The sequence below is a fragment of the Pseudomonas linyingensis genome (assembly GCF_900109175.1).
GTDB lineage: Bacteria > Pseudomonadota > Gammaproteobacteria > Pseudomonadales > Pseudomonadaceae > Geopseudomonas > Geopseudomonas linyingensis.
Genome location: NZ_FNZE01000005.1, coordinates 156,429 through 175,120, shown reverse-complemented (window position 1 = coordinate 175,120; position 18,692 = coordinate 156,429). Strand labels below are relative to the sequence as shown.

Sequence of the window (18,692 nt, the reverse complement as noted above, 5' to 3'; positions counted from 1 at the left end):
ACCATGCGGGCTTAACGGCGAGCGGATAGCGAGATTGCCCTCGCAGTTCCGCCACGACCGGCGACACTTCATGGAGGCGCCATCGCCCGCCCACCGGCCGAGGTGTGCTCCATGCTCTCCGACATGTCCCTCATCCACTGGCTGACGCTGGACGGACTGATCACCGTGGTGACCATCCTCATCTACGTCATCAACTCGCACGTGATGCGCCAGCGGCGGCATCCCATTGCGGCGGTGGCCTGGATGCTGTTCATCCTGCTGCTGCCCTACCTGGCGCTGCCGGCATTCCTGCTGTTCGGCACCCGCAAGTTGTCGCGTCCGCCGTCGAGCACATTGCCCGTCCCGCTTGGGCTGCATAGCGCCGACGGCTGGGCCATCGACACCATCATGGCGCTCGGCCAGCCCGCGCCGGCGCGCTACGGCGACCTGAGCGTGCATGCAGACGGCCAGCAGGCCGGCGAGGCATTGCTGGCCACCATCGACGCGGCGCAAGTCTCCATCGACCTGTGCACCTTCATCATCGGCCGCGACAGCCTGGGCGAGGCCGTACTCGACCGGCTATGCCACAAGGCCCAGGCAGGGGTGCGCGTCCGCCTGCTGCTGGACGGCATGGGCATCCTGATGGCTCGTCGCCCGAACCTGACGCGGCTGACCGAGGCCGGTGGGGAACTGGCGCTGTTCGTGCCGCCGCTGCACTTCCCGCCGCGGTCGCCGACCAATCTGCGCAACCATCGCAAGCTGTTGATCGCCGACACGGGCCTGGCCAGCAGCCGCCTGTGGTGCGGTGGGCGCAACCTGGCCGTCGAATACTTCGACGGTGCGCCCGGCTGCGCGCCGTGGCGCGACCTGAGCTTCGACCTGCGCGGACCGCTGACCGCCCAGGCCAGCGCCCTGTTCGAGCACGACTGGAGATTCGCCAGGAAGCGGCCGCCCGTCGCCCCGACCGCTCTGCAACCCGAACCGCCCCCGGCCGCGCCGGCGCTCGACGGTGCGCAACTGGTCGCCTCCGGCCCGGACCAGGCCGACGACACGGTCTACGCGCTGCTGGTCACCGCCGCCTACCGGGCCCAGCGGCGCATCGCCCTGGCCACGCCGTACTTCGTTCCGGAGTCGGCCCTGCTGATGGCGCTGTGCCTGGCGGCGCGCCGCGGGGTTACGGTCGATCTGCTGCTGCCGGCGCATTCCAATCACCCAATGTCCGACCTGGCGCGCGGCCGCTCGCTGCGCGCGCTGGCCGCGGCCGGTGGGCGCATCTGGCTGGCGCGGGGGATGATGCACGCCAAGCTGGCGGTGATCGACGATGCGCTGGCGCTGAGCGGCTCCGCCAACCTCGACAGCCGCAGCCTGTTCCTCAACTACGAACTGATGGTCGCGTTTCACCAGGGCGAGGATGTGCGCCGCTTTGCCGCGTGGTTCGACCGGGAAAGGATCACCGCCAGCCCTTACATTGCCACGCCGCCGGGTCTGCTCCGCGACGCGGCCGAGGGGATAGTGCAGTTGCTGGGCTTCCAGCTATGAACAGCCGGTCAGTCGGGGGAGCCTGCCTGCGGCGGGGTGAGCGTGGCCAATGCTCTGGCCACCGCGTCGTCCACGCTCCAGTTGGTCAAGGCCAGGTCCGGCAGGCCGGGCCCCGCGGCGCGGGCGAGCACGGCCCTGGCCGGCTCATGCAGGCGGGCGAGCGACAGTTCGATACCGCGCTCACGGGTAAATCTGGCCAGCTCTATCAGCGACTCGATACTGCTGCCGTCGAGATCCGGTGAATCCTCCAGGCTGAGGATCAGCACTTGCGGGGGGACCGCCGCCTTGCGGGCCAGGGCATCGAGCCGCTGCTGGACGATGGCCATGATCTGCTCGGCATTGGCAAAGAACAGCGGGGTTTCCGGGCGCATGATCAGCACGCCGGGAATCGGCTGCGCCTCGGGATGCGCCCGGATGTCCACGAAGTCGTGCCCCTGGCCCAGCCGGCCGAGCACCGACACCTTGTGCTGGGAAAAGCCGCGCAGGGCCATCAGCACGCTGGCGCCCACCGCCACCAGCAGGCCGGGCAGAATGCCGAGGAGCAGCACGGCGGAGATCGCACACAGAACGACCAGGCGGTCGCGGCGCCAGTGGAAATACACCCGCAGCGCAGCAGGGCTCAGGGTATGGCTGACGGCGTAGATGACGATGGCGGCCAGTACCGGCATCGGGGTGAGCGCCATCCAGGGCAGCAGGGTCAGCACGGCCACCAGCACCGTCAGCGCGGCGGCCCAGGCCGCCAGCCGGGAGCGGGCACCGGCGGCCTCGTTGGCTGCAGTGGCGGAATAACCGGCGCCGACCGGCAGGCCGGCGAACAGGCCGGAGGCGACATTGGCCAGCCCCAGGGCGATCAGCTCGCGGTTGGCCGAAAAGGGTTCGCCATGCTTGAAGGCGAAGCTGCGCATGCTGGCATAGGACTCCGCATACAGTACGAACAGCAGGGCGAACGCCAGCTCGGCCAGCTGCAGCCATTCGCTGCGGGTGAGTTCGGGCAGGCTCGGCGCCCTGAACTGCAGATCGATGCTGCCCACCAGGGCCACCCCATGCGGATCCAGGCCCCAGACCGCCTGGGTGGCGATGCCCAGGACGATGACCAGCAAGGGGGCAGGGATGTGCCGGTAGGGTTTGAGCGCGAACAGCAATGCCAGGGCGCCCACGCCCAGGCCAACGCAGACCGGGTTCCAGAGGCGAAACTGGACGAGGAGATCGAAGCTGCTGCGCAGGATGTCATTGTGCGGCGGTTGCACCCCCAGAATATGCGGCAGTTGCCTGACGATGATGATCAGGGTCAGGCCGAAGGTGAAACCGCGCAGCACCGGCTTGGCAATGAACGCGGAGATGTTCCCCAGGCGGGCAAACCCCGCCAGCAGGAAGAAGCTTCCGGTGAGCAGCACCAGACCGGTGGCCAGGGCCAGTTTCAGGCTGGCATCGCCTGGTGCCAGGGACACGGTGGCGGCGGCCAGCACTGCCGCCGAGGAGGAGGTGGCCGAGACGATGGCGAAGCGGCTGCGGCCCACCAGTCCGTAGCAGATCAGCCCCGCCAGCAAGGCGATCACCCCGTACTGCGGCGGCAGACCCGCGATGCTCGAATAGGCGACCGCCTCGGGCACCAGCAACCCGGCCACGGCCAGCCCGGCCAGCAGGTCGGGCAGCCAGGATGGAGTGGCGGAACGGGCAGGGAGGGTGGGCATCGCGCGTTGAACGCCTGATCGGGGGCCGATGGGGTAACGATAGTCGCCGCCGCCGGATGCACGGCGTCGTCGAGGAGCCGCTCGGGATCTGCCTCAGGTTGGCCCGCTGGGCCAGCGGCCCGATTCCCGCTCGTTCATGGGCTGGAGGCGGCCGGTCTGGCCGGGTGATTCAACACTTCACCAGCGCTGCTTCCCACCAGCCCGGCAGCAACTCCCTGACCCTGGCCTGCCCGAAGCGGTCGTCGAGCAGGTACACCACGCCCTGGTCCGAGGTGGTGCGAATCACCCGGCCGGCGGCCTGCACGACCTTCTGCAGGCCCGGATACAGGTAGGCGTAGTCGTAGCCGCTGCCCTGGCCGAACATCTGCTGCATGCGCGCCTTGATCTCCTCGTTGATCTCGTTGACCTGCGGCAGACCGAGGGTGGCGATGAAGGCGCCGATCAGGCGTTCGCCGGGCAGGTCGATGCCCTCGCCGAACGCACCGCCCAGCACGGCAAAACCGATGCCCCGCGAGCTGTCGGTGAAGCCATCGAGGAACGCCTGGCGCTCGTTCTCGTTCATGCTGCGGGTCTGGACGCTGCTCGGTATCTGCGGATGCAGGGTCAGGAACAGTTCGCGCACCTGTTGCAGGTAGGCGTAGCTGCTGAAGAAGGCCAGGTAGTTGCCGGGGCGGGCCTGGTACTGCTCGGCCATGATCCGGCAGATCGGCGCGAGGCTGGCGTCGCGATGCTGGTAGCGGGTCGACAGGTTGCGCACGATGCGCACCTCCAGCTGTTCGGCCGCGAAGGGCGACTCCACCTCGAGCCAGCGGGTTTCCTCCGGCAGGCCGAGCAGGTCGCGGTAGTAGTTCGCCGGGCGCAGGGTGGCGGAGAACAGGGTCGTGCTGTGGGCGTCGGCGAAGCGGCTGGCCAGGAAGGGCGCCGGCACCACGTTGCGCAGGCACAGGGTCGAGCGGCTACGCACCATCGAGCTTTCATGCCGGCTGATGTCGAACAGCGAGTGCGCGCCGTAGGCCTCGGCGAGGCGGCAGAACAGCATGGCGTCCAGGTAGAACTGCAGCAGGGCGCGGTCGTTGCCGTTGGGCTGGTCGGTCAGGTGATCGGTGATGGCGCTGACGGCTTTCTGCAAGGCCATGACGAACAGGTCCGGCAGCGTCGGATGGATCTGGTAGGCGGCTTCCTGGTCCCGGTTGAGCTGGTTCCAGTGGCGGTTCACCCGTTCCAGCACGCCTTTCAGGGCTGCCGGGGCGGCGCGGCGCATGTCGTGGAAAACGTCCTGGTCCAGCTCCGCCGTGTACATGCTGCGCGCGCGCTCGACCAGGTTGTGCGCCTCGTCGACCAGCACCGCCACCCGCCATTCGTTGAGCAGGGTCAGGCCATAGAGCAGGGCGCTGAGGTCGAAGTAGTAGTTGTAGTCGCCGACCACCACATCGACCCAGCGGCACAGCTCCTGGCTCAGGTAGTAGGGGCAGACCTGGTGGGCGAGGGCGATCTCGCGCACCTGCGCCTGGGTCAGCCAGCGCTGCCGCAGGGCGGCCAGGCGGGCGGCGGGCAGGCGGTCGTAGAAGCCCTGGGCCAGCGGGCAGGATTCGCCATGGCAACTCTTGTCCGGATGCTCGCAGGCCTTGTCGCGCGCCACGTGTTCGAGCACGCGCAGCGGCATGTCCGCTTCCTGGCGGCGCAGGCTGTCCAGGGCATCCAGGGCCAGGCGCCGGCCGGGCGTCTTGGCGGTGAGGAAGAACAGGCGGTCGAGCTTCTGTCCGGGGAAGGCCTTGAGCTGGGGGAACAGCGTGGCGAGGGTCTTGCCGATCCCGGTGGTGGCCTGCGCCATCAGGGTATGGCCATCGCGGGCGGCGCGGTAGACCGCTTCGGCCAGCTGGCGCTGGCCACGGCGAAACTCCGCATACGGGAAGGTCAGCCTTTCCAGACTGGCATCGCGCGCCTCGCGATGCGCCTCCTCCTGCTGCGCCCAGGCGACGAAGCGCCCGCACTGCAGGGCGAAGAAGGCCTGCAGCTGCGCCGCGGTGAAGGCTTCGCGAAACACCGTTTCCTTCTGCGTCAGCACGTTGAAATAGACCACCGCCAGCTCGACCTCGTCCAGCCCCTCGCTCTGGCAGAGCAGCCAGCCATACACCTTGACCTGCGCCCAGTGCAGCAGGCGGTGGTTTTCCGGGATGCGGGCGACGTCGCCGCGGTGGGTCTTGATCTCCTCGAGGAGGTTTTGCTCCGGGTCGTAGCCATCGGCGCGACCGCTGACCACCAGGCCCGGCCAGGTGCCGACCAGGGGCAGCTCGGACTGGTAGTCCGCGCCGCGGCGCGCCACCACCGTCTGGTGCCCGGCGATGCCCTCCTGGGCGGTCGGCGAGGGGGTGAAGCGCAGGTCGAGATCACCTTCCTTGGCGGTGAACTCGCACAGCGCGCGCACGGCTACGGCATAAGTCATGCCTCGGCCCAGCTCACGTAGCAGACTTCCACCGGGATGCCGTGTTCGGCGGCGAAGGCCAGCCAGCGCTTCTGGTTGTCCTGCAGGCGGTCGCCGGGGCCCTTCACCTCGATCATCCGGTAGCGGCGCTCGGCGGGATAGAACTGGATCAGGTCGGGCATGCCGGCGCGGTTGGCCTTGAGGTCGCGCAGCAGCCGCTCGAAACAGGCGCGCAGGTGCGCGGCGGGGATGCACGCCAGCGCCTGCTCGAGCAGTTCCTCGCTGAGCAGATTCCAGAACACGAAGGGCGACTGGGTGGCGTACTTGTCGCGATAGCGCTGACGGATCTGCGTCTGCCAGGCCGGGCCGTCCAGCCGACCGAGGCAGACGTCGAACAGTTCCCGGCGCCGCGGATGGAACTCGGCGCTGTACAGATCGACCGGGCCGGTGTGGAACTGATGGAAGAAGGCGCCCGGCAGCGGCGCGAAGATGGCCTCCCAGCAGAGCAGGCCGAACAGGCTGCACAGCAGGGTGTTTTCCACGTAGTGCGCGGGCGCCTGCTCGCTGTGCAGATGGTCGCGCACCGCCAGCTCGACGCTGCCGTGCTGCGGGCGCTCCAGCACCAGTTCCATCCGGCATTCGCGCTGGGCTGGCGGGCGCTTGCCGGCGGGCAGGCCGAGCTTGCGCTGCAGGCGGGTCAGCGCCCGTTCCAGCCGCTGCGCCTCCTCGTCGTTGTGCGGGGCGGCCCTCAGGGCTTGCGCCAGCGCATGGGCCTCGGCATGCCGCTCGAGCTTTTCCAGCACGCGGATCTGCCGCCAGCGCGCCTCGCCATGGGCGCAGCGCTGGTAGACGGCGAGCGCGCGCTGCGCTTCGTCCTGCTTCTCCAGCTGCTGGGCGATGCGGAACAGCAGCCTGGCGTGGCGGGACTGCAGGTAGGGGTTGTCCGAGGCAAAGCCGAGCAGCGCGCCGAGCAGCTCCTCGACGGGCTCGCCGGCCTCGAAGCGCAGGCGCTGCTCGCGCAGGTACAGGTACTGCTCGACGTCTTCGCGGCAGCGGAAACCGCGGGATTCCGGGCTGATCGCCACCGGCTCGTAGCGATAGATGCCGAGGTCGGCGAGGACGAACTCCGACCAGTCCTGGCTCAGGTTGCCGAAGAACAGCAGGCGCAGGCGATCGCACAGCTCGCCGACCTGCAGGCTGTACAGGCGGTCATCGAGCGTCGGGCACCAGGCGGCGAAGGGTTGCGCGGGCAGCTCCAGCGCGAGGAGCTGCTCCAGCAGCGCGGTTTTCTTCTGCGCGGCGCGCCGATCCGTCAGCGGCAGCTGGGTCAGCAGCTCGTCCTTGCGCAGCAGGGCGGCGATCTCCGCAGGCTCCAGCAGTGCCTGGTCGCTCAGCCAGCCGGAGTGGATTAGCGCCCGGGCGGCCGCGTGGATATCGCCGATCTCGGCGTACTGCAGCTTGCTGGCGCGGAAGTGGCTGCCCTGGCGCATGACCATGCGCACCAGCAGCGCCTGCGCAGGCCAGGCAAGCGCGGCGAACTGGGCGATGAAGGTGCGTTCTTCGTCGCTCAGCAGGTCGGCAGAGCGCTCGCCGATCCAGGCGAGCGCGGTGCGAAAGTTGCTGAGGTAATAGAGTTCGGGGGGCAGGGACGTGGGCATGGCGGGATGTTATGTACAAGCATCCAGCCTTGCCAAGGCTGTGTGTCGGATTGTTCAGCGTCCGGCGCCTGCGCCTACGTCGTCACCCAGCCGGGTCTGCGCCGCGACGGGGCCGAGGGGATCGTGTGCACAAGGGCTAAGTAGGCAGGCTTTCCGGCAGGCCTGCACGGCGCCATTGAATCCGCCGATTCCAGTCGAGTCGCCCCCCGGCTTGCGTGACGCCATAGAGCAGCCGCATACCATCTGCTCCGTATTTTTTACCGCCAATCTGAGCCTGTTCTGTCCCCACTTTGTCACGGCATAGTCACCCGCTTTGAACCCGCCTTGCGGTGGCTGAAGAGGTGGTGGGATGTATAAGTACGACGATTACGACCAAGCGCGGGTGTGCGAGAGGGTTGCCCCCTTTCACTCCGATCTTGAGCATTGCGCGGTGCAGGCATGGATCCCATGTGGCTGTAGCGTCACTTTCATCTACACAAAACTGGCAGCATGGGAGCTGATGCGATGACCCCGCACAAAGACAACCTGCGCAGGGTCGCTGATGCCCTGATCGGCGCAACCAATGCATTCGACGTCGAGGGTGTTCTGAAACTGTTCACAGCGGATGCGGTGATCGATGACCCGTCCACCGGGCATCGCTTCGACGGCCATGCGGGCATTCGCACTTATGTAGAGCAGTACTTTATCGGCTGTAACACGGTGACTCGCATGCTGTCGATCAAGCCTCTCGGTGCCAACCTTGCCAGCGTGCGGGTCGACTTCACCGGAGATTTCGGCCACGAGATCGGCCTGCTGCAAATTGCCGTCAATACTGACGGGCAGATCATGCGCATCGACGCTGATCTGGAGTGAACGCCTGCAATGAACACGGGCTGCTCGCGGCGTCGTTTCCCGGCACCGTCAGGTGAACCTACAAATGCGCGCGAAGAAAGTCGACGAACGCCATCGTCCGCGCCGAGCGTCGTCGCTCACGGCTGAACACGGCGTTGACCGGCAGCGCGGTGGTCTGGTAATCGTCAAGCACGCTACGTACGCGGCCCTGTTGGACGTCTGCGGCGAACAGCCAATCTGGAGAGAGGGAAATGCCCAGGCCGCCGAGGACCATTTCACGAATGGCCTCGCTGCTGTTGCTGGTGACGTTTCCCTTGATGGCGACATCGAGCGCTTGCGCACCGTGAGTGAAGTGCCAGTGGTCGTAATGCTCCAGCAAGGTGAAAGCGATGCAGTTGTGGCCTGCCAGTTCGGCGGGCTCGTGTGGTAGGCCAAGGTCCTGCAGATAGGTGGGCGAGGCGTATACCCGCCGGGTGCTGGTGCCGAGGGACAGGGCCACCAGGCCCTCGCTCTTCACCACGCCGATGCGGATGGCCAGGTCGATGTTTTCCTTGAGCAGGTCTTCGTTGTGATCGCTCAGGCGCAGGTCGATCCGCACCTCGGGATAGCGCTGCAGAAAACTCGCGATCAGCGGCGCAATGCACAACCTCCCGTAGCTGACCGGTGCAGTGATGCGCAGGGGGCCGGCGATCTGCTCCTGGCCGCTGGCGAAGCTGCGGGTGGCGGTATCGAGCTGGCCGAGGATCTCCTGGCAGTGCCTGTAGAAACCTTGCCCCTGGTCGGTCAGGGCCAAGTGCCGGGTACTGCGGGCGAATACCGGGCCGCCCAGGTATTGCTCCAGGGCGCGGATCTGCTTGCTCACTGCCGGTTGCCCCATGTTCAGTTCGCGCGCGACCGCCGAGAACGAACCACGCTCCACGACGCGTACGAAGATGCGCATGCTGTCGAACAGATCCATCGCCATTAGGTCTCTTCGGGGAATAAGTGATATGCAAATTTAGTTTCTTATCGGAATGGAGAAGGCGGAGCAACCTGTAAGCGTCCACTCAATCAGAGGTTCCCGTCATGAATCAGACCATGCTTGCCGCTATCGCCGAGTCCGCCCAGGCCCCGCTGGCTGTGCGCCACATCACCCGCCCCGTTCCCGGCAAGGGGCAGGTTTTGGTCAGGGTTCATGCAGCGGGGGTCAACCCCCTCGATACCAAGATCGCCACCGGCGCAGGGTCGCATGCCCGCCAGGCGCTGCCGGCGGTACTCGGGCTGGATCTCGCCGGCACCGTCGTCGAGTTGGGCGAGGCGGTCGAGGGCTTCACTCCAGGCCAGGAAGTTTTCGGCATGGCCGGTGGTATTGGCGGCGCCCAGGGCACCATGGCCGAGTACATCGCCGTGGATGCCCGGCTGATCGCGGCAAAGCCGCACGCACTCAGCATGCATGAGGCAGCTGCCCTGCCGCTGGTGTTCATCACCGCCTGGGAAGGTTTGGTGGATCGCGCCAACGTCCGTGCCGGCCAGCGGGTGCTGATTCATGGCGGCGCAGGTGGCGTCGGCCAAGTCGCGGTGCAACTGGCCAAGGCGCGTGGTGCCGAGGTGTACGCCACCGGTTCGGCGGCGAGTCTCGACTTCATCCGCTCGCTTGGGGCCACGGCGATCGACTATCAGGCGCAGAGCGTGGAGGCCTATGTCGAGCAATATACGGCCGGCGAAGGTTTCGACATCGTCTATGACACGGTAGGTGGCAGCACGCTGGATGCATCCTTCCAGGCCGTGAAACCTTATACCGGGCACGTACTGAGCTGCCTTGGCTGGGGCCAGCACAGCCTCGCGCCGCTATCGTTCAAGAGCGCCACTTATTCGGGCGTATTCACGCTGACGCCGTTGCTCACCGGCCAGGGGCGCGAACACCATGGGGCCATCCTGCGCGAGGCGGCTGTGCTGGCCAATACCGGGCAACTGACGATCCGAGTGGATCAGCAGCCCTTTGCACTGGATGAGGTCAACGAGGCGTTTCGCCAGGTCGCGGAAGGTCGCGGCAAGGGCAAGACGGTCATTCGATTGGTGAGCGAATAGTCGCCAGTACTTTTTTCAATAAATGCCTATGGCCGGAAGCGTCCGCTTCTGGCCGTTCCCTGCCGGCCATCACCATGGCCGTGATGGCCTACTCCGCCACGACCTTTCCCACTCGTCTTCCATCACTCCCAGCCACTCGCCCCGGCGATGTGCCGGCCGGCGATGTAGCCGAAGGTCACCGCCGGGCCGAGGTTGATGCCGCCGGCCGGGTAGTGGCCGCCCATGATGCTGGCCATGTCGGTGCCGGCGGCGTACAGGCCGTCGATGGGCTGGCCTTCGCCATCCAGCACCTGGGCGCTGGCGTTGGTCTTCAGGCCGGCGAAGGTGCCGAAGCAGCCGGGCTGCACCTTCACCGCGTAGAACGGGCCGTGCTCGATGGGCGCCACGCACGGGTTGGGCTGGTGGCTGGCGTCGCCCTGCTTGCGGTTGTAGGGGGTGGAGCCGCGGCCGAACGCCGGGTCCTCGCCGTTGCGCGCATGGCGGTTGTAGTCGGCGACGGTGGCGGCCAGGCCGGCCGGGTCGATGCCGCAGGCGCGGGCCAGTTCCTCGATGCTCTGGCCGCTCTTCAAGTAGCCGTTGCGCAGCCACGGGCCGAGCGGCACCGGCGCCGGGCGCGAGATGCCCAGGCCGTAGCGGCGCTGGAAACGGTGGTCGCAGATCAGCCAGGAGGCGACTTCCTGCCCCAGCGGCACCGCCGCGACCATCGCCGAGGTGTAGTCGTAGTAGCCGTTGGCCTCGTTGACGAAGCGTTTGCCGTCGGCCAGCACGCCGATGATGCCGGGCTTGCCGCGCTCGATGATGTGCGGAAAGTGGCCGCTGCTGCCGTCCTTGTGCTGCACCAGCGACACCGGTGCCCAGGCCACCGGCGACACCAGGTCGGTGGCCACCTGGCCGCCGGCAGCTTCGCCCAGGCGCAGGCCGTCGCCCGAGGCGCCGAGCGGCGGCAGGGCCAGGTGTTCGTGGCCGGTGGGCGTGCGTGGGAACAGCGCCTTGCGCCGCTCGATGTCGTTGGGGAAGCCGCCGGCGGCGAGCACCACCGCCTTGCGCGCGCGGATGCTGACCTCGCCCTGGCCGGTGGCCACCACCGCGCCGCGCACGGCGCCGTCCTTCCGCAGCAGGCGTTTGGCCGGCGCCGATTCGATCAGTTGCACGCCGAGATCCGCGGCCGACTTGGCCAGCCGCGCCACCAGCGCCACGCCGTTGACCAGCTGCATGGCGCGGCCGTGGCGGGCGAGGTCGACCAGGTGACGGCCGAAGCGCTTGCCGGCGTAGACGAACGCGCCCGGCGAGCGGGTGACGTTCATGAACGCGGCCAGATCCTTGCCGGCCATGATCGGCATGCCGAGGAACGAGGTCTCGCGCATGGTCTTGCGCAGGCGGTGGATCAGCTCGCCGACCTCGCGGCCGTCGTAGGGCGCGGCGATCACCGAGCGGCCGCCGGTGCCGGCGCCGGGGGTGTCGCCGTGGATGTCGGCGATCTGGTTGCCGTCGGCGAACTGCAGGGCGGTGTGCTTCTCGAAGAACTCCACCATGCGCGGGCCGGCTTCGAGGAAGGCGTCGATGCGCGCGGGGTCGTACCTGTCGCCCAGCTCGTGCTTGAGGTAGGTGCGCGGCAGCTCGGGGTCTTCGACGATGCCGGCGCGGCGCGCCAGCGGGTTGCACGGCACCCACATCCAGCCGCCGGACCAGGCGGTGGCGCCGCCGAACACCGGGTCCTTCTCCACGACGACGACCTTCTGGCCGTGCCAGGCGGCGGTCACCGCGGCCGACAGGCCGGCGGCGCCGGAGCCGATGACCAGGACATCGCATTCGAGCGTAGGGGGCAGGGCACTTGCAGGCATCGTGGTTCTCCGAGAGGGCGGCTTGGCGAGGAGGGCCTCGTTAGCGCGCATCGTTGTTTTTGGAACATGGTTCCAATAATAGGGTTTGGGCGAGTGCTCGCCAAGTGCGAACTGCGGCAAGCGACGGGAAGAATGGGCGTGGGGCGAAAACAGGCGGGCCCGGCAGAGTGCCGGGCCCGGGGTGCTGCGGGGGATCAGGGCTTGGCGATGCCGACGCTGTCCGGGGCGATATCGATGGCCTTGGCCTTGTACATCGACCAGGTGGTGACCGACTGCCAGCGGTTGAGGAACTGGCTGGCCTCGTCGCCGCTGAGGTTCAGCGACTTGGCGCCGTAGTTCTTCAGGAAGGCTTGGAACTCGGGAGTCGCCACCGCCTTGGCATAGGCGGCGGTCAGCTTCTGCTTGACGTCGTCGGGGGTGTCCTTGTGCACCCAGACGCCCCAGAACGGTCCCCACGGCAGGTAGTCGGCGATGGCCGGCAGGGTCTTGCTGATCGGCTCGACCCCCGGCAGTTCGGGGATCTCCTCGGTGCTCACCACGGCCAGCGCCTTGAGCTTGCCGGTGCGGATCAGCTCCTTGGCGGCGGCCAGGCTCAGCGGCATGAAGTCGATGTGCTGGCCCATCAGCGCGGTGATGCCGGGGCCGTCGCCGCCGAAGGTCACTTCGCGCACGTCGAGCTGGTCCACCGCGCTGATCATCGCGTGCACCGTGCTCGGCAGGGCGCCGGCGCCGGCACCGCCCATGCGCAGGCTGCCGGGGTTGGCCTTGGCCGCGGCCATCAGGTCGGCCATGCTGTTCCACGGGCTGTCGGCATGCACGGCGATCACCGCCACGTTCTGGCCGATCAGGTTGATCGGGTACAGCGCGCTGTAGTCGAACTTGGCCAGGCCGAGCACCGGATACAGCTGCGGGTTTTCCGCGCCGAGCAGCAGGGTGTAGCCGTTGGGCTGCTGGCCGAGCACGTAGCTGGTGCCGATCACCGCGGTGCCGCCGGGGCGGTTGTTGAGGATCACCTTGCCGCCCAGCTCCTTCTCCACGTAGGGGGTCAGGCTGCGCATCACGTTGTCGGTGGCGCCGCCGGCGCCCCAGGGGATCACCGCCTGGATGCTGCGCTCGGGGTAGGCGGCGTGGGCGGCGAGGCTGAAGCCGGCGGCGCTGGCGGCGAGGGTCAGTCCGACGAGCAGTTTCTTGAGCATGGGTGTTACTCCGCTTGTTGTTGTTTTTGGATCAGTGGGTCACAGGGGTGCACTTGCACTTCTTCTTCAGCCAGCCCGATACGGGGGTCTTGCCGAGCAGGATCAGGGTGATGCCGACGGTGAGGATCAGCGACACCGGGTTGCTGAGCAGTTCGCCGAGCAGCTCGACCGGGTTGTCGCCGACCGAGGCCATCGCCTGGCGCCAGGAGTTGTCCATCATCGGGCCGAGGATCACGCCGAGGATCACCGGGCCCATCTGGAAGCCGAAGACCTTGAGGAAGTAGCCGAACAGGCCGAAGCCGAGCATCCAGTACACCTCGGTCATGCTGCTGTTGATCGAGTAGGTGCCGACCACGCAGAGCACCAGGATCAGCGGGATCAGCATCGCCTTGGGCAGCTCGACCAGCTTGGCGAACAGCTTGATGCCCATCAGGCCGAAGACCAGCAGGAAGATGTTGGCCAGCGCCAGGTTGCCCACGGTGAACCAGAAGATGTGCGGGCTCTCCACCATCAGCATCGGGCCGGGGTTCAGGCCGTGGATCACCAGCGCGCCGATGATCACCGCAGTCACCGCATCGCCCGGGATGCCGAGGGTCAGCATCGGCACGTAGGCACCGCCGACCGCCGCGCTGTTGGCGGTTTCCGGGGCCACCAGGCCCTCGTAGGCGCCCTGGCCGAACGGCCGGCTGGGTTTCTTCACCGTGCGCTTGGCGTGGTCGTAGGCCATCAGCGCGGCGATGTCGCCGCCGACGCCGGGCAGGGCGCCGACCAGCACGCCGATCACCGCGGTGCGCAGCGACAGCGGCAGGAACTTCAGCACCATCGCCACGGACGGGATGATCTTGGTGACCTGCTGGCGCACCGCCGGCACGTCCAGGCTGTGCAGCTGGTAGAAGGCTTCGGCGACGCCGAACAGGCCGATCATCACCACCACGTAGTGGATGCCGCCCATCAGCTCGACCTGACCGAGGGTGAAACGGCCCTGGGCGGTGACCGGGTCCATGCCGACCAGGCCGATCACCGTGCCCAGCGCAGCGGCGAACACGCCCTTGGCCAGCGAGCCTTCGGCCAGGCTGCCGACCAGCAGCAGGCCGAGGGCGGCGATCAGGAAGTAGTCGCGCGGGGCGAACTTCAGCGCCATGTCGCCGATCACCGGCGCGGCGCTGGCCAACACCAGGGTGCCGGCGAGACCGCCGATCACCGACATCACCGTGCTCAGGCCGATGGCGCGACCGGCCTCGCCGAGCTTGGCCAGCGGGTAGCCGTCGAAGGCGGTGGCCACCGAGGAGGGCGCGCCGGGGATGTTGAGCAGGATGGCGCTGCGCGAGCCGCCGTACACGCCGCCGATGTAGATGCCGACGATCAGCGCCAGCGCGCTGTTGACCTCCCAGGAGAAGGTGAAGGACACCAGGATCGACACCGCCATGGTCACCGAAAGGCCGGGAATCGCGCCGATGTAGATGCCGGCGAAGGTGCCCAGCGCGGTCAGCAGCAACAGGTTCGGGTCCGACCAGGCCATCAGCAGGTAGGAGATGGTTTCGCTCATGGTGAGCTCCTCAAGGCAGGTAGACGCTGAAGGCGAGGGTGAACAGCAGGTAGATCAGGCCCACCAGCAGGGCGCTGGTCAGCAGCGCCGCCAGCGGCCGGCCGCTGCGCAGGTAGAGAATCGACAGCAGCAGGAAAACGAAGGTGCTGATGTAGAAGCTGGCCCACTGGATGCTCGCCAGGTAGGCCACCGCCAGCACGGTGAACACCAGGATGCGGCGAGGGAAATGCTGCGCGCAGAACTGCCGCGCGGCGGCGAGCCAGTTGCCGGCGCCGGAGTCCGGCCTGCGCAGGGTGTCGAACAGGATGCGCCCGCCGGCCAGCAGCAGGATGGCGCTGATGCCGAGGGGGAAGGCCCCCGGCGAGCTGATGCCGCTGAAGCCGGCGATGCCCCAGGCCTCTACGGCGATGCCGGCGGCCAGGGCCAGCAGCAGGCAGACGAAGGCGAGTTCGCCGACCAGTCGTTTCTCGAGGGTGTTTTGCATGACGTGTCACTCCGCTGGAGGTTCGCGGACGAACCCTCCAGATGGCCAGGCGGTGGAGAGCGGGCGGTGCCCGGGAATCAGGCGATCAGGCGCAACAGGCGTCGCAGGCGAGCGGCGAAGGGCCGGCCTGGTCGGGATGCCTGTGGCGGCGGTGTCGAGTGGCCGTCGAGATGGACGAGAGGGGCGAGGCCGGTCCAGCAATCCGTCATGGCGACGAAGGCGGTGGGGGTGCGAGGGTGCGAAGCGTGGTGCATGGGGGCATACCTGCGTTCTTATATTTATTGGTACGCAGCGTCGGGTGAGTGACGTTGCAGGTGACGAGATTATTGGAACCTGGTTTCATAAATACAATTCGGGATGCCCGATAACCGAACAAAAACTAACCGGTTGGAACATTTTCGCCATTGCCGGTCCTGAACCCGCTCCGGAGCGCGCTGTTTCCGCCAGAACGCGGGCTCTTTTAGAATCTCCGCATCTAACGCTTGGATACCCAACATGGCAGGCAGTCAAATCGAACGCGCACTGAGTCTTCTGGAAAGCCTGACCGCCGACCCTGGCGGGATGCCCATGCAGGCCCTGGCCGACCAGCTGCAGATCCCCAAGAGCGCCACCCACCGCATGCTCGCCGAGCTGATCCGCCTCGGCTACGTGCGCCAGGACCCGCAGAGCAGCCGCTACCAGTTGTCCACCAAGCTGGTGGCGCTGGGCTTCCGTTACCTGGCCAACAGCGGCGCGGACGTGGTCCAGCCGATTCTCGACCGCCTGGCCGAGGAAACCGGCGAGCTGGTGCGCCTGGGCGTGATCGACGGCGAGCGCCTGACCTGGATTGCCAAGTCCCAGGGCGCCCGCGGTGGGCTGCGCTACGACCCGGACATGGGCCGTGACGCGCCGCTGTCCTCCACCGCCTCCGGGCACGCCTGGCTGGCCAGCATGGGCGACGAACAGGCGCTGGCGAAGGTGGCACGGCAGACCCCGGTCGATCCGGCGGAACTGGGCCCCAACGCCCCGCGCAGCGAGGCCGCGCTGCTCAAGCGCCTGCAGCTGGCCCGCCAGCATGGCTACGCCTGGGTGATGGAAAGCTCGGCGGTGGGCACCGCCGCCATGGCCTCGGTGATCCGCCACCCGCGCGACCAGCACCCCATCGGCGTGCTCAGCCTCGCCGGCCCCAGCGCCCGCCTCGGCGAAGCGCGCATGCACGCACTGGCGCCGCGCCTGCTGGAGGCCGGCGAGGAGCTGTCGCAGGCCAGCCAGGCTTCGGAGCTGTTTTCCTGAGCTATGCGGTGTGCCGCCGGTCTCCGGGCGAGGCGGGCGGTTGCCTGACCGCGCCAGTGCGATGTGGGCAACGGCCGGAGCTCGTTGATGGGCCGGGCATGGGCAGCGCCGCGGCTGCTACGCCTGCGGGCTGCCGCGGCTCATCTTGATGATGCTGCCCGCGAGGACCATCTGCACCTGCCGTGGCGTCATGGCATGGCGCATGGTGAAGGTGGATCCCTGCGTGGCGTTGACCACGGTGACGCTCTCGCCGCGCTGGATCTCCTCCCTGATCCCGGGCATCGTCAGCTGGTCGCCGGGCTGGATCGCCTCGTAGTCGGCGTCCTTGTCGAAAGTCAGCGGCACGATGCCGAAGTTGCACAGGTTCTGCCAGTGGATGCGCGCGAAGCTCTTCGCCAGTACCGCGCGCACGCCGAGGTAGCGCGGCGCGAGGGCGGCGTGTTCGCGGCTCGAACCCTGGCCATAGTTGTCGCCGCCGACGATGAAGGACGCGCCGCCCTTCAACTGCATGGCTCGCTCGTAGTAGCTCTCGTCGAGCTGGTAGAAGGTGAACTTCGATATCTCGGGAATGTTGCTGCGCAGCGGCAGCACCTTGGCCCCCGCCGGCATGATCTCGTCGGTCGAGACGTTGTCGCCGGTCTTGATCAGTACCGGTCCCGCGAGCGCCTCCGGCAGCGGATCGAACTCGGGCAGCGAGGCGATGTTGGGCCCCTTGATCAGGGCGACCAGCCGGCCATCCTCGGCCGGCGGGGCGAGCGCCTCGGTGTTGAGGAGGTAGCGCTCGGGCTCCTTGAACTGGGGGTAGGGGAAGCCGAGGGTACGCGGATCGGTGATGACCCCGGTGATCGCCGCGGCGGCGGCGGTCTCCGGGCTGCACAGGTAGACCTTGTCCTCCTTGGTGCCCGAGCGGCCGGGGAAGTTGCGCGGCATGGTGCGCAGGCTGATGCTTTCCGTCGCCGGGGCCTCGCCCATGCCGATGCAGCCACCGCAGCCGGCCTGGTGGATGCGCGCGCCGCGGTGGACGAGGGTGCCGAGGTAGCCCAGCGCGGCGAGGTTTTCGAGGATCTGCCGCGAGGTGGGGTTGACGTCTAGGGAGACGTCCGCATGGACGCCATGCTGCTCGAGCATCATCGCCACGATGGCGAAATCGCGCAGGCCCGGGTTGGCCGAGGAGCCGACCACGCACTGGTGCACCGGCCTGCCGGCCACCTCGCTGACCGGGACCACGTTGCCGGGGCTGCTGGGGCAGGCGATCAGCGGCACCAGCGTGGCGAGGTCGATCTCGATCTCCTCGTCGTAGTCGGCGGCGGGGTCGGCGAGCAGTTCGCTCCAGTCCTCTTCGCGGCCGCGGGAGGCGAGAAACGCCCTCAGCACGTGATCGGCGGGGAACACGCTGGTCGTCGCCCCGAGTTCCGCACCCATGTTGGCGATGACGTGGCGATCCATGGCGCTCAGGCCTTCAAGCCCGTCGCCGTAGTACTCGAAGATCTTGCCCACCCCTCCGCTGACATCGTAGCGACGCAGCATTTCCAGGATGACGTCCTTGGCGCTGACCCAGTCGGGCAGGCGCCCGGTCAGGCGGACGCCGACGATGCGCGGCATCCTGACGTGGAAGGGCTCGCCGGCGATCGCCAGCGCCACTTCCAGGCCGCCGGCGCCGATGGCGAGCATGCCCATCGAGCCGGCCGCGCAGCTGTGGCTGTCGGAGCCGAGCAGGGTGCGGCCGGGCTTGCCGAAGTGTTCCATGTGCACCGGGTGGCTCACCCCGTTGCCCGGCCGGCTGAACCAGATGCCGAAACGCCGGCAGGCGCTCTGCAGGAACAGGTGGTCGTCGGCGTTCTTGAAGTCGGTCTGCAGCAGGTTGTGGTCGACGTACTGCACCGAGACCTCGGTCCTGGCGCGCTCGAGGCCCATCGCCTCGAGTTCGAGCATCACCATGGTGCCGGTGGCGTCCTGGGTGAGGGTCTGGTCGATTTTCAGGGCGATCGATTCACCCTCGCGCATCGTTCCTTCGAGCAGGTGCGAGGCGATCAGTTTCTGGGTGACGTTTTGCGGCATGGGACGTCTCCTGGCGGAGATAAGGACGCATTACCCACCGTCTATAAGACACCCGCACCTTATCCCGGTAAATAGCCGGACCGGGCTTGTGAACGGAGTATTCGTTAT

Annotated in this window: 14 protein-coding genes; 4 read left to right on the top strand and 10 right to left on the bottom strand. The window is 67.7% G+C overall.

Annotated elements, in window-relative coordinates; genetic code table 11:
• The first annotated feature begins 111 nt into the window (after positions 1-111).
• Positions 112-1,518, top strand: coding sequence for a phospholipase D-like domain-containing protein (locus BMZ19_RS08225; RefSeq protein WP_212633205.1), 1,407 nt, complete (start codon positions 112-114; stop codon positions 1,516-1,518).
• Between the two features lie 8 nt (positions 1,519-1,526).
• Here BMZ19_RS08225 and BMZ19_RS08220 read toward each other — a convergent pair whose 3' ends face one another.
• The 3 genes from BMZ19_RS08220 to BMZ19_RS08210 form a co-directional block, all read right to left on the bottom strand.
• Positions 1,527-3,209, bottom strand: a complete 1,683-nt coding sequence (locus tag BMZ19_RS08220) for a SulP family inorganic anion transporter (RefSeq protein ID WP_090309602.1) — start codon at positions 3,207-3,209, stop codon at positions 1,527-1,529.
• Positions 3,210-3,378: 169 nt separating this feature from the next.
• Positions 3,379-5,652, bottom strand: a complete 2,274-nt coding sequence (locus tag BMZ19_RS08215) for an ATP-dependent DNA helicase (RefSeq protein WP_090309598.1) — start codon at positions 5,650-5,652, stop codon at positions 3,379-3,381.
• Positions 5,649-7,289, bottom strand: coding sequence for a VRR-NUC domain-containing protein (locus BMZ19_RS08210; RefSeq protein WP_090309595.1), 1,641 nt, complete (start codon positions 7,287-7,289; stop codon positions 5,649-5,651). The genes BMZ19_RS08215 and BMZ19_RS08210 overlap by 4 nt, the downstream gene beginning before the upstream one ends.
• Positions 7,290-7,793: 504 nt before the next feature.
• Between BMZ19_RS08210 and BMZ19_RS08205 the strand changes: the two genes are divergently transcribed.
• The gene (locus BMZ19_RS08205) at positions 7,794-8,141 is read left to right on the top strand and encodes a nuclear transport factor 2 family protein (protein ID WP_139214647.1); all 348 of its coding nucleotides are present in this window, start codon (positions 7,794-7,796) and stop codon (positions 8,139-8,141) included.
• 58 nt (positions 8,142-8,199) lie between these two features.
• Here the strand turns inward: BMZ19_RS08205 and BMZ19_RS08200 are convergent, their stop codons facing one another.
• Positions 8,200-9,078, bottom strand: coding sequence for a LysR family transcriptional regulator (locus BMZ19_RS08200; RefSeq protein ID WP_090309892.1), 879 nt, complete (start codon positions 9,076-9,078; stop codon positions 8,200-8,202).
• A gap of 107 nt (positions 9,079-9,185) precedes the next feature.
• On the opposite strand from BMZ19_RS08200, the gene BMZ19_RS08195 reads away from it, so the two are divergent.
• Complete coding sequence (locus BMZ19_RS08195) at positions 9,186-10,187, top strand: zinc-dependent alcohol dehydrogenase family protein (RefSeq protein ID WP_090309592.1); 1,002 nt, start codon at positions 9,186-9,188, stop codon at positions 10,185-10,187.
• Positions 10,188-10,309: 122 nt separating this feature from the next.
• On the opposite strand, the gene BMZ19_RS08190 is transcribed toward BMZ19_RS08195, so the two are convergent.
• The 5 genes from BMZ19_RS08190 to BMZ19_RS22355 all read right to left on the bottom strand — a co-directional run bounded on the left by BMZ19_RS08190 (position 10,310) and on the right by BMZ19_RS22355 (position 15,508).
• A complete protein-coding gene (locus BMZ19_RS08190; protein ID WP_090309588.1) occupies positions 10,310-12,028 on the bottom strand; it encodes an FAD-dependent oxidoreductase in 1,719 nt (572 codons plus the stop codon).
• A gap of 194 nt (positions 12,029-12,222) precedes the next feature.
• Entirely contained in the window at positions 12,223-13,224 is a 1,002-nt protein-coding gene (locus BMZ19_RS08185) for a tripartite tricarboxylate transporter substrate binding protein (RefSeq protein WP_090309585.1), read from the bottom strand.
• Positions 13,225-13,255: 31 nt separating this feature from the next.
• Positions 13,256-14,770, bottom strand: coding sequence for a tripartite tricarboxylate transporter permease (locus BMZ19_RS08180; protein ID WP_090309582.1), 1,515 nt, complete (start codon positions 14,768-14,770; stop codon positions 13,256-13,258).
• Between the two features lie 10 nt (positions 14,771-14,780).
• The gene (locus BMZ19_RS08175) at positions 14,781-15,254 is read right to left on the bottom strand and encodes a tripartite tricarboxylate transporter TctB family protein (protein WP_090309580.1); all 474 of its coding nucleotides are present in this window, start codon (positions 15,252-15,254) and stop codon (positions 14,781-14,783) included.
• A 77-nt stretch (positions 15,255-15,331) separates the two neighbouring features.
• Complete coding sequence (locus BMZ19_RS22355; protein ID WP_170847722.1) at positions 15,332-15,508, bottom strand: hypothetical protein; 177 nt, start codon at positions 15,506-15,508, stop codon at positions 15,332-15,334.
• Positions 15,509-15,749: 241 nt separating this feature from the next.
• On the opposite strand from BMZ19_RS22355, the gene BMZ19_RS08170 reads away from it, so the two are divergent.
• Complete coding sequence (locus BMZ19_RS08170; RefSeq protein ID WP_090309578.1) at positions 15,750-16,526, top strand: IclR family transcriptional regulator; 777 nt, start codon at positions 15,750-15,752, stop codon at positions 16,524-16,526.
• A 117-nt stretch (positions 16,527-16,643) separates the two neighbouring features.
• Here the strand turns inward: BMZ19_RS08170 and BMZ19_RS08165 are convergent, their stop codons facing one another.
• Positions 16,644-18,584 carry an aconitate hydratase gene (locus BMZ19_RS08165; protein WP_090309575.1) on the bottom strand — a complete coding sequence of 647 codons (1,941 nt, stop codon included), beginning with the start codon at positions 18,582-18,584 and terminating at the stop codon, positions 16,644-16,646.
• Between the last annotated feature and the right edge of the window lie 108 nt (positions 18,585-18,692).

What these genes read in the sequence shown, in the direction of transcription:
- BMZ19_RS08210 (WP_090309595.1), bottom strand. Translation starts at nt 7,289, where the DNA reads ATGCCCACGTCCCTGCCCCCCGAACTCTATTACCTCAGCAACTTTCGC.
- BMZ19_RS08170 (WP_090309578.1), top strand. Translation starts at nt 15,750, where the DNA reads ATGGCAGGCAGTCAAATCGAACGCGCACTGAGTCTTCTGGAAAGCCTG.
- BMZ19_RS08185 (WP_090309585.1), bottom strand. Translation starts at nt 13,224, where the DNA reads ATGCTCAAGAAACTGCTCGTCGGACTGACCCTCGCCGCCAGCGCCGCC.
- BMZ19_RS08165 (WP_090309575.1), bottom strand. Translation starts at nt 18,584, where the DNA reads ATGCCGCAAAACGTCACCCAGAAACTGATCGCCTCGCACCTGCTCGAA.
- BMZ19_RS08190 (WP_090309588.1), bottom strand. Translation starts at nt 12,028, where the DNA reads ATGCCTGCAAGTGCCCTGCCCCCTACGCTCGAATGCGATGTCCTGGTC.
- BMZ19_RS08195 (WP_090309592.1), top strand. Translation starts at nt 9,186, where the DNA reads ATGAATCAGACCATGCTTGCCGCTATCGCCGAGTCCGCCCAGGCCCCG.
- BMZ19_RS22355 (WP_170847722.1), bottom strand. Translation starts at nt 15,508, where the DNA reads ATGCACCACGCTTCGCACCCTCGCACCCCCACCGCCTTCGTCGCCATG.
- BMZ19_RS08225 (WP_212633205.1), top strand. Translation starts at nt 112, where the DNA reads ATGCTCTCCGACATGTCCCTCATCCACTGGCTGACGCTGGACGGACTG.
- BMZ19_RS08215 (WP_090309598.1), bottom strand. Translation starts at nt 5,652, where the DNA reads ATGACTTATGCCGTAGCCGTGCGCGCGCTGTGCGAGTTCACCGCCAAG.
- BMZ19_RS08205 (WP_139214647.1), top strand. Translation starts at nt 7,794, where the DNA reads ATGACCCCGCACAAAGACAACCTGCGCAGGGTCGCTGATGCCCTGATC.
- BMZ19_RS08220 (WP_090309602.1), bottom strand. Translation starts at nt 3,209, where the DNA reads ATGCCCACCCTCCCTGCCCGTTCCGCCACTCCATCCTGGCTGCCCGAC.
- BMZ19_RS08175 (WP_090309580.1), bottom strand. Translation starts at nt 15,254, where the DNA reads ATGCAAAACACCCTCGAGAAACGACTGGTCGGCGAACTCGCCTTCGTC.
- BMZ19_RS08200 (WP_090309892.1), bottom strand. Translation starts at nt 9,078, where the DNA reads ATGGATCTGTTCGACAGCATGCGCATCTTCGTACGCGTCGTGGAGCGT.
- BMZ19_RS08180 (WP_090309582.1), bottom strand. Translation starts at nt 14,770, where the DNA reads ATGAGCGAAACCATCTCCTACCTGCTGATGGCCTGGTCGGACCCGAAC.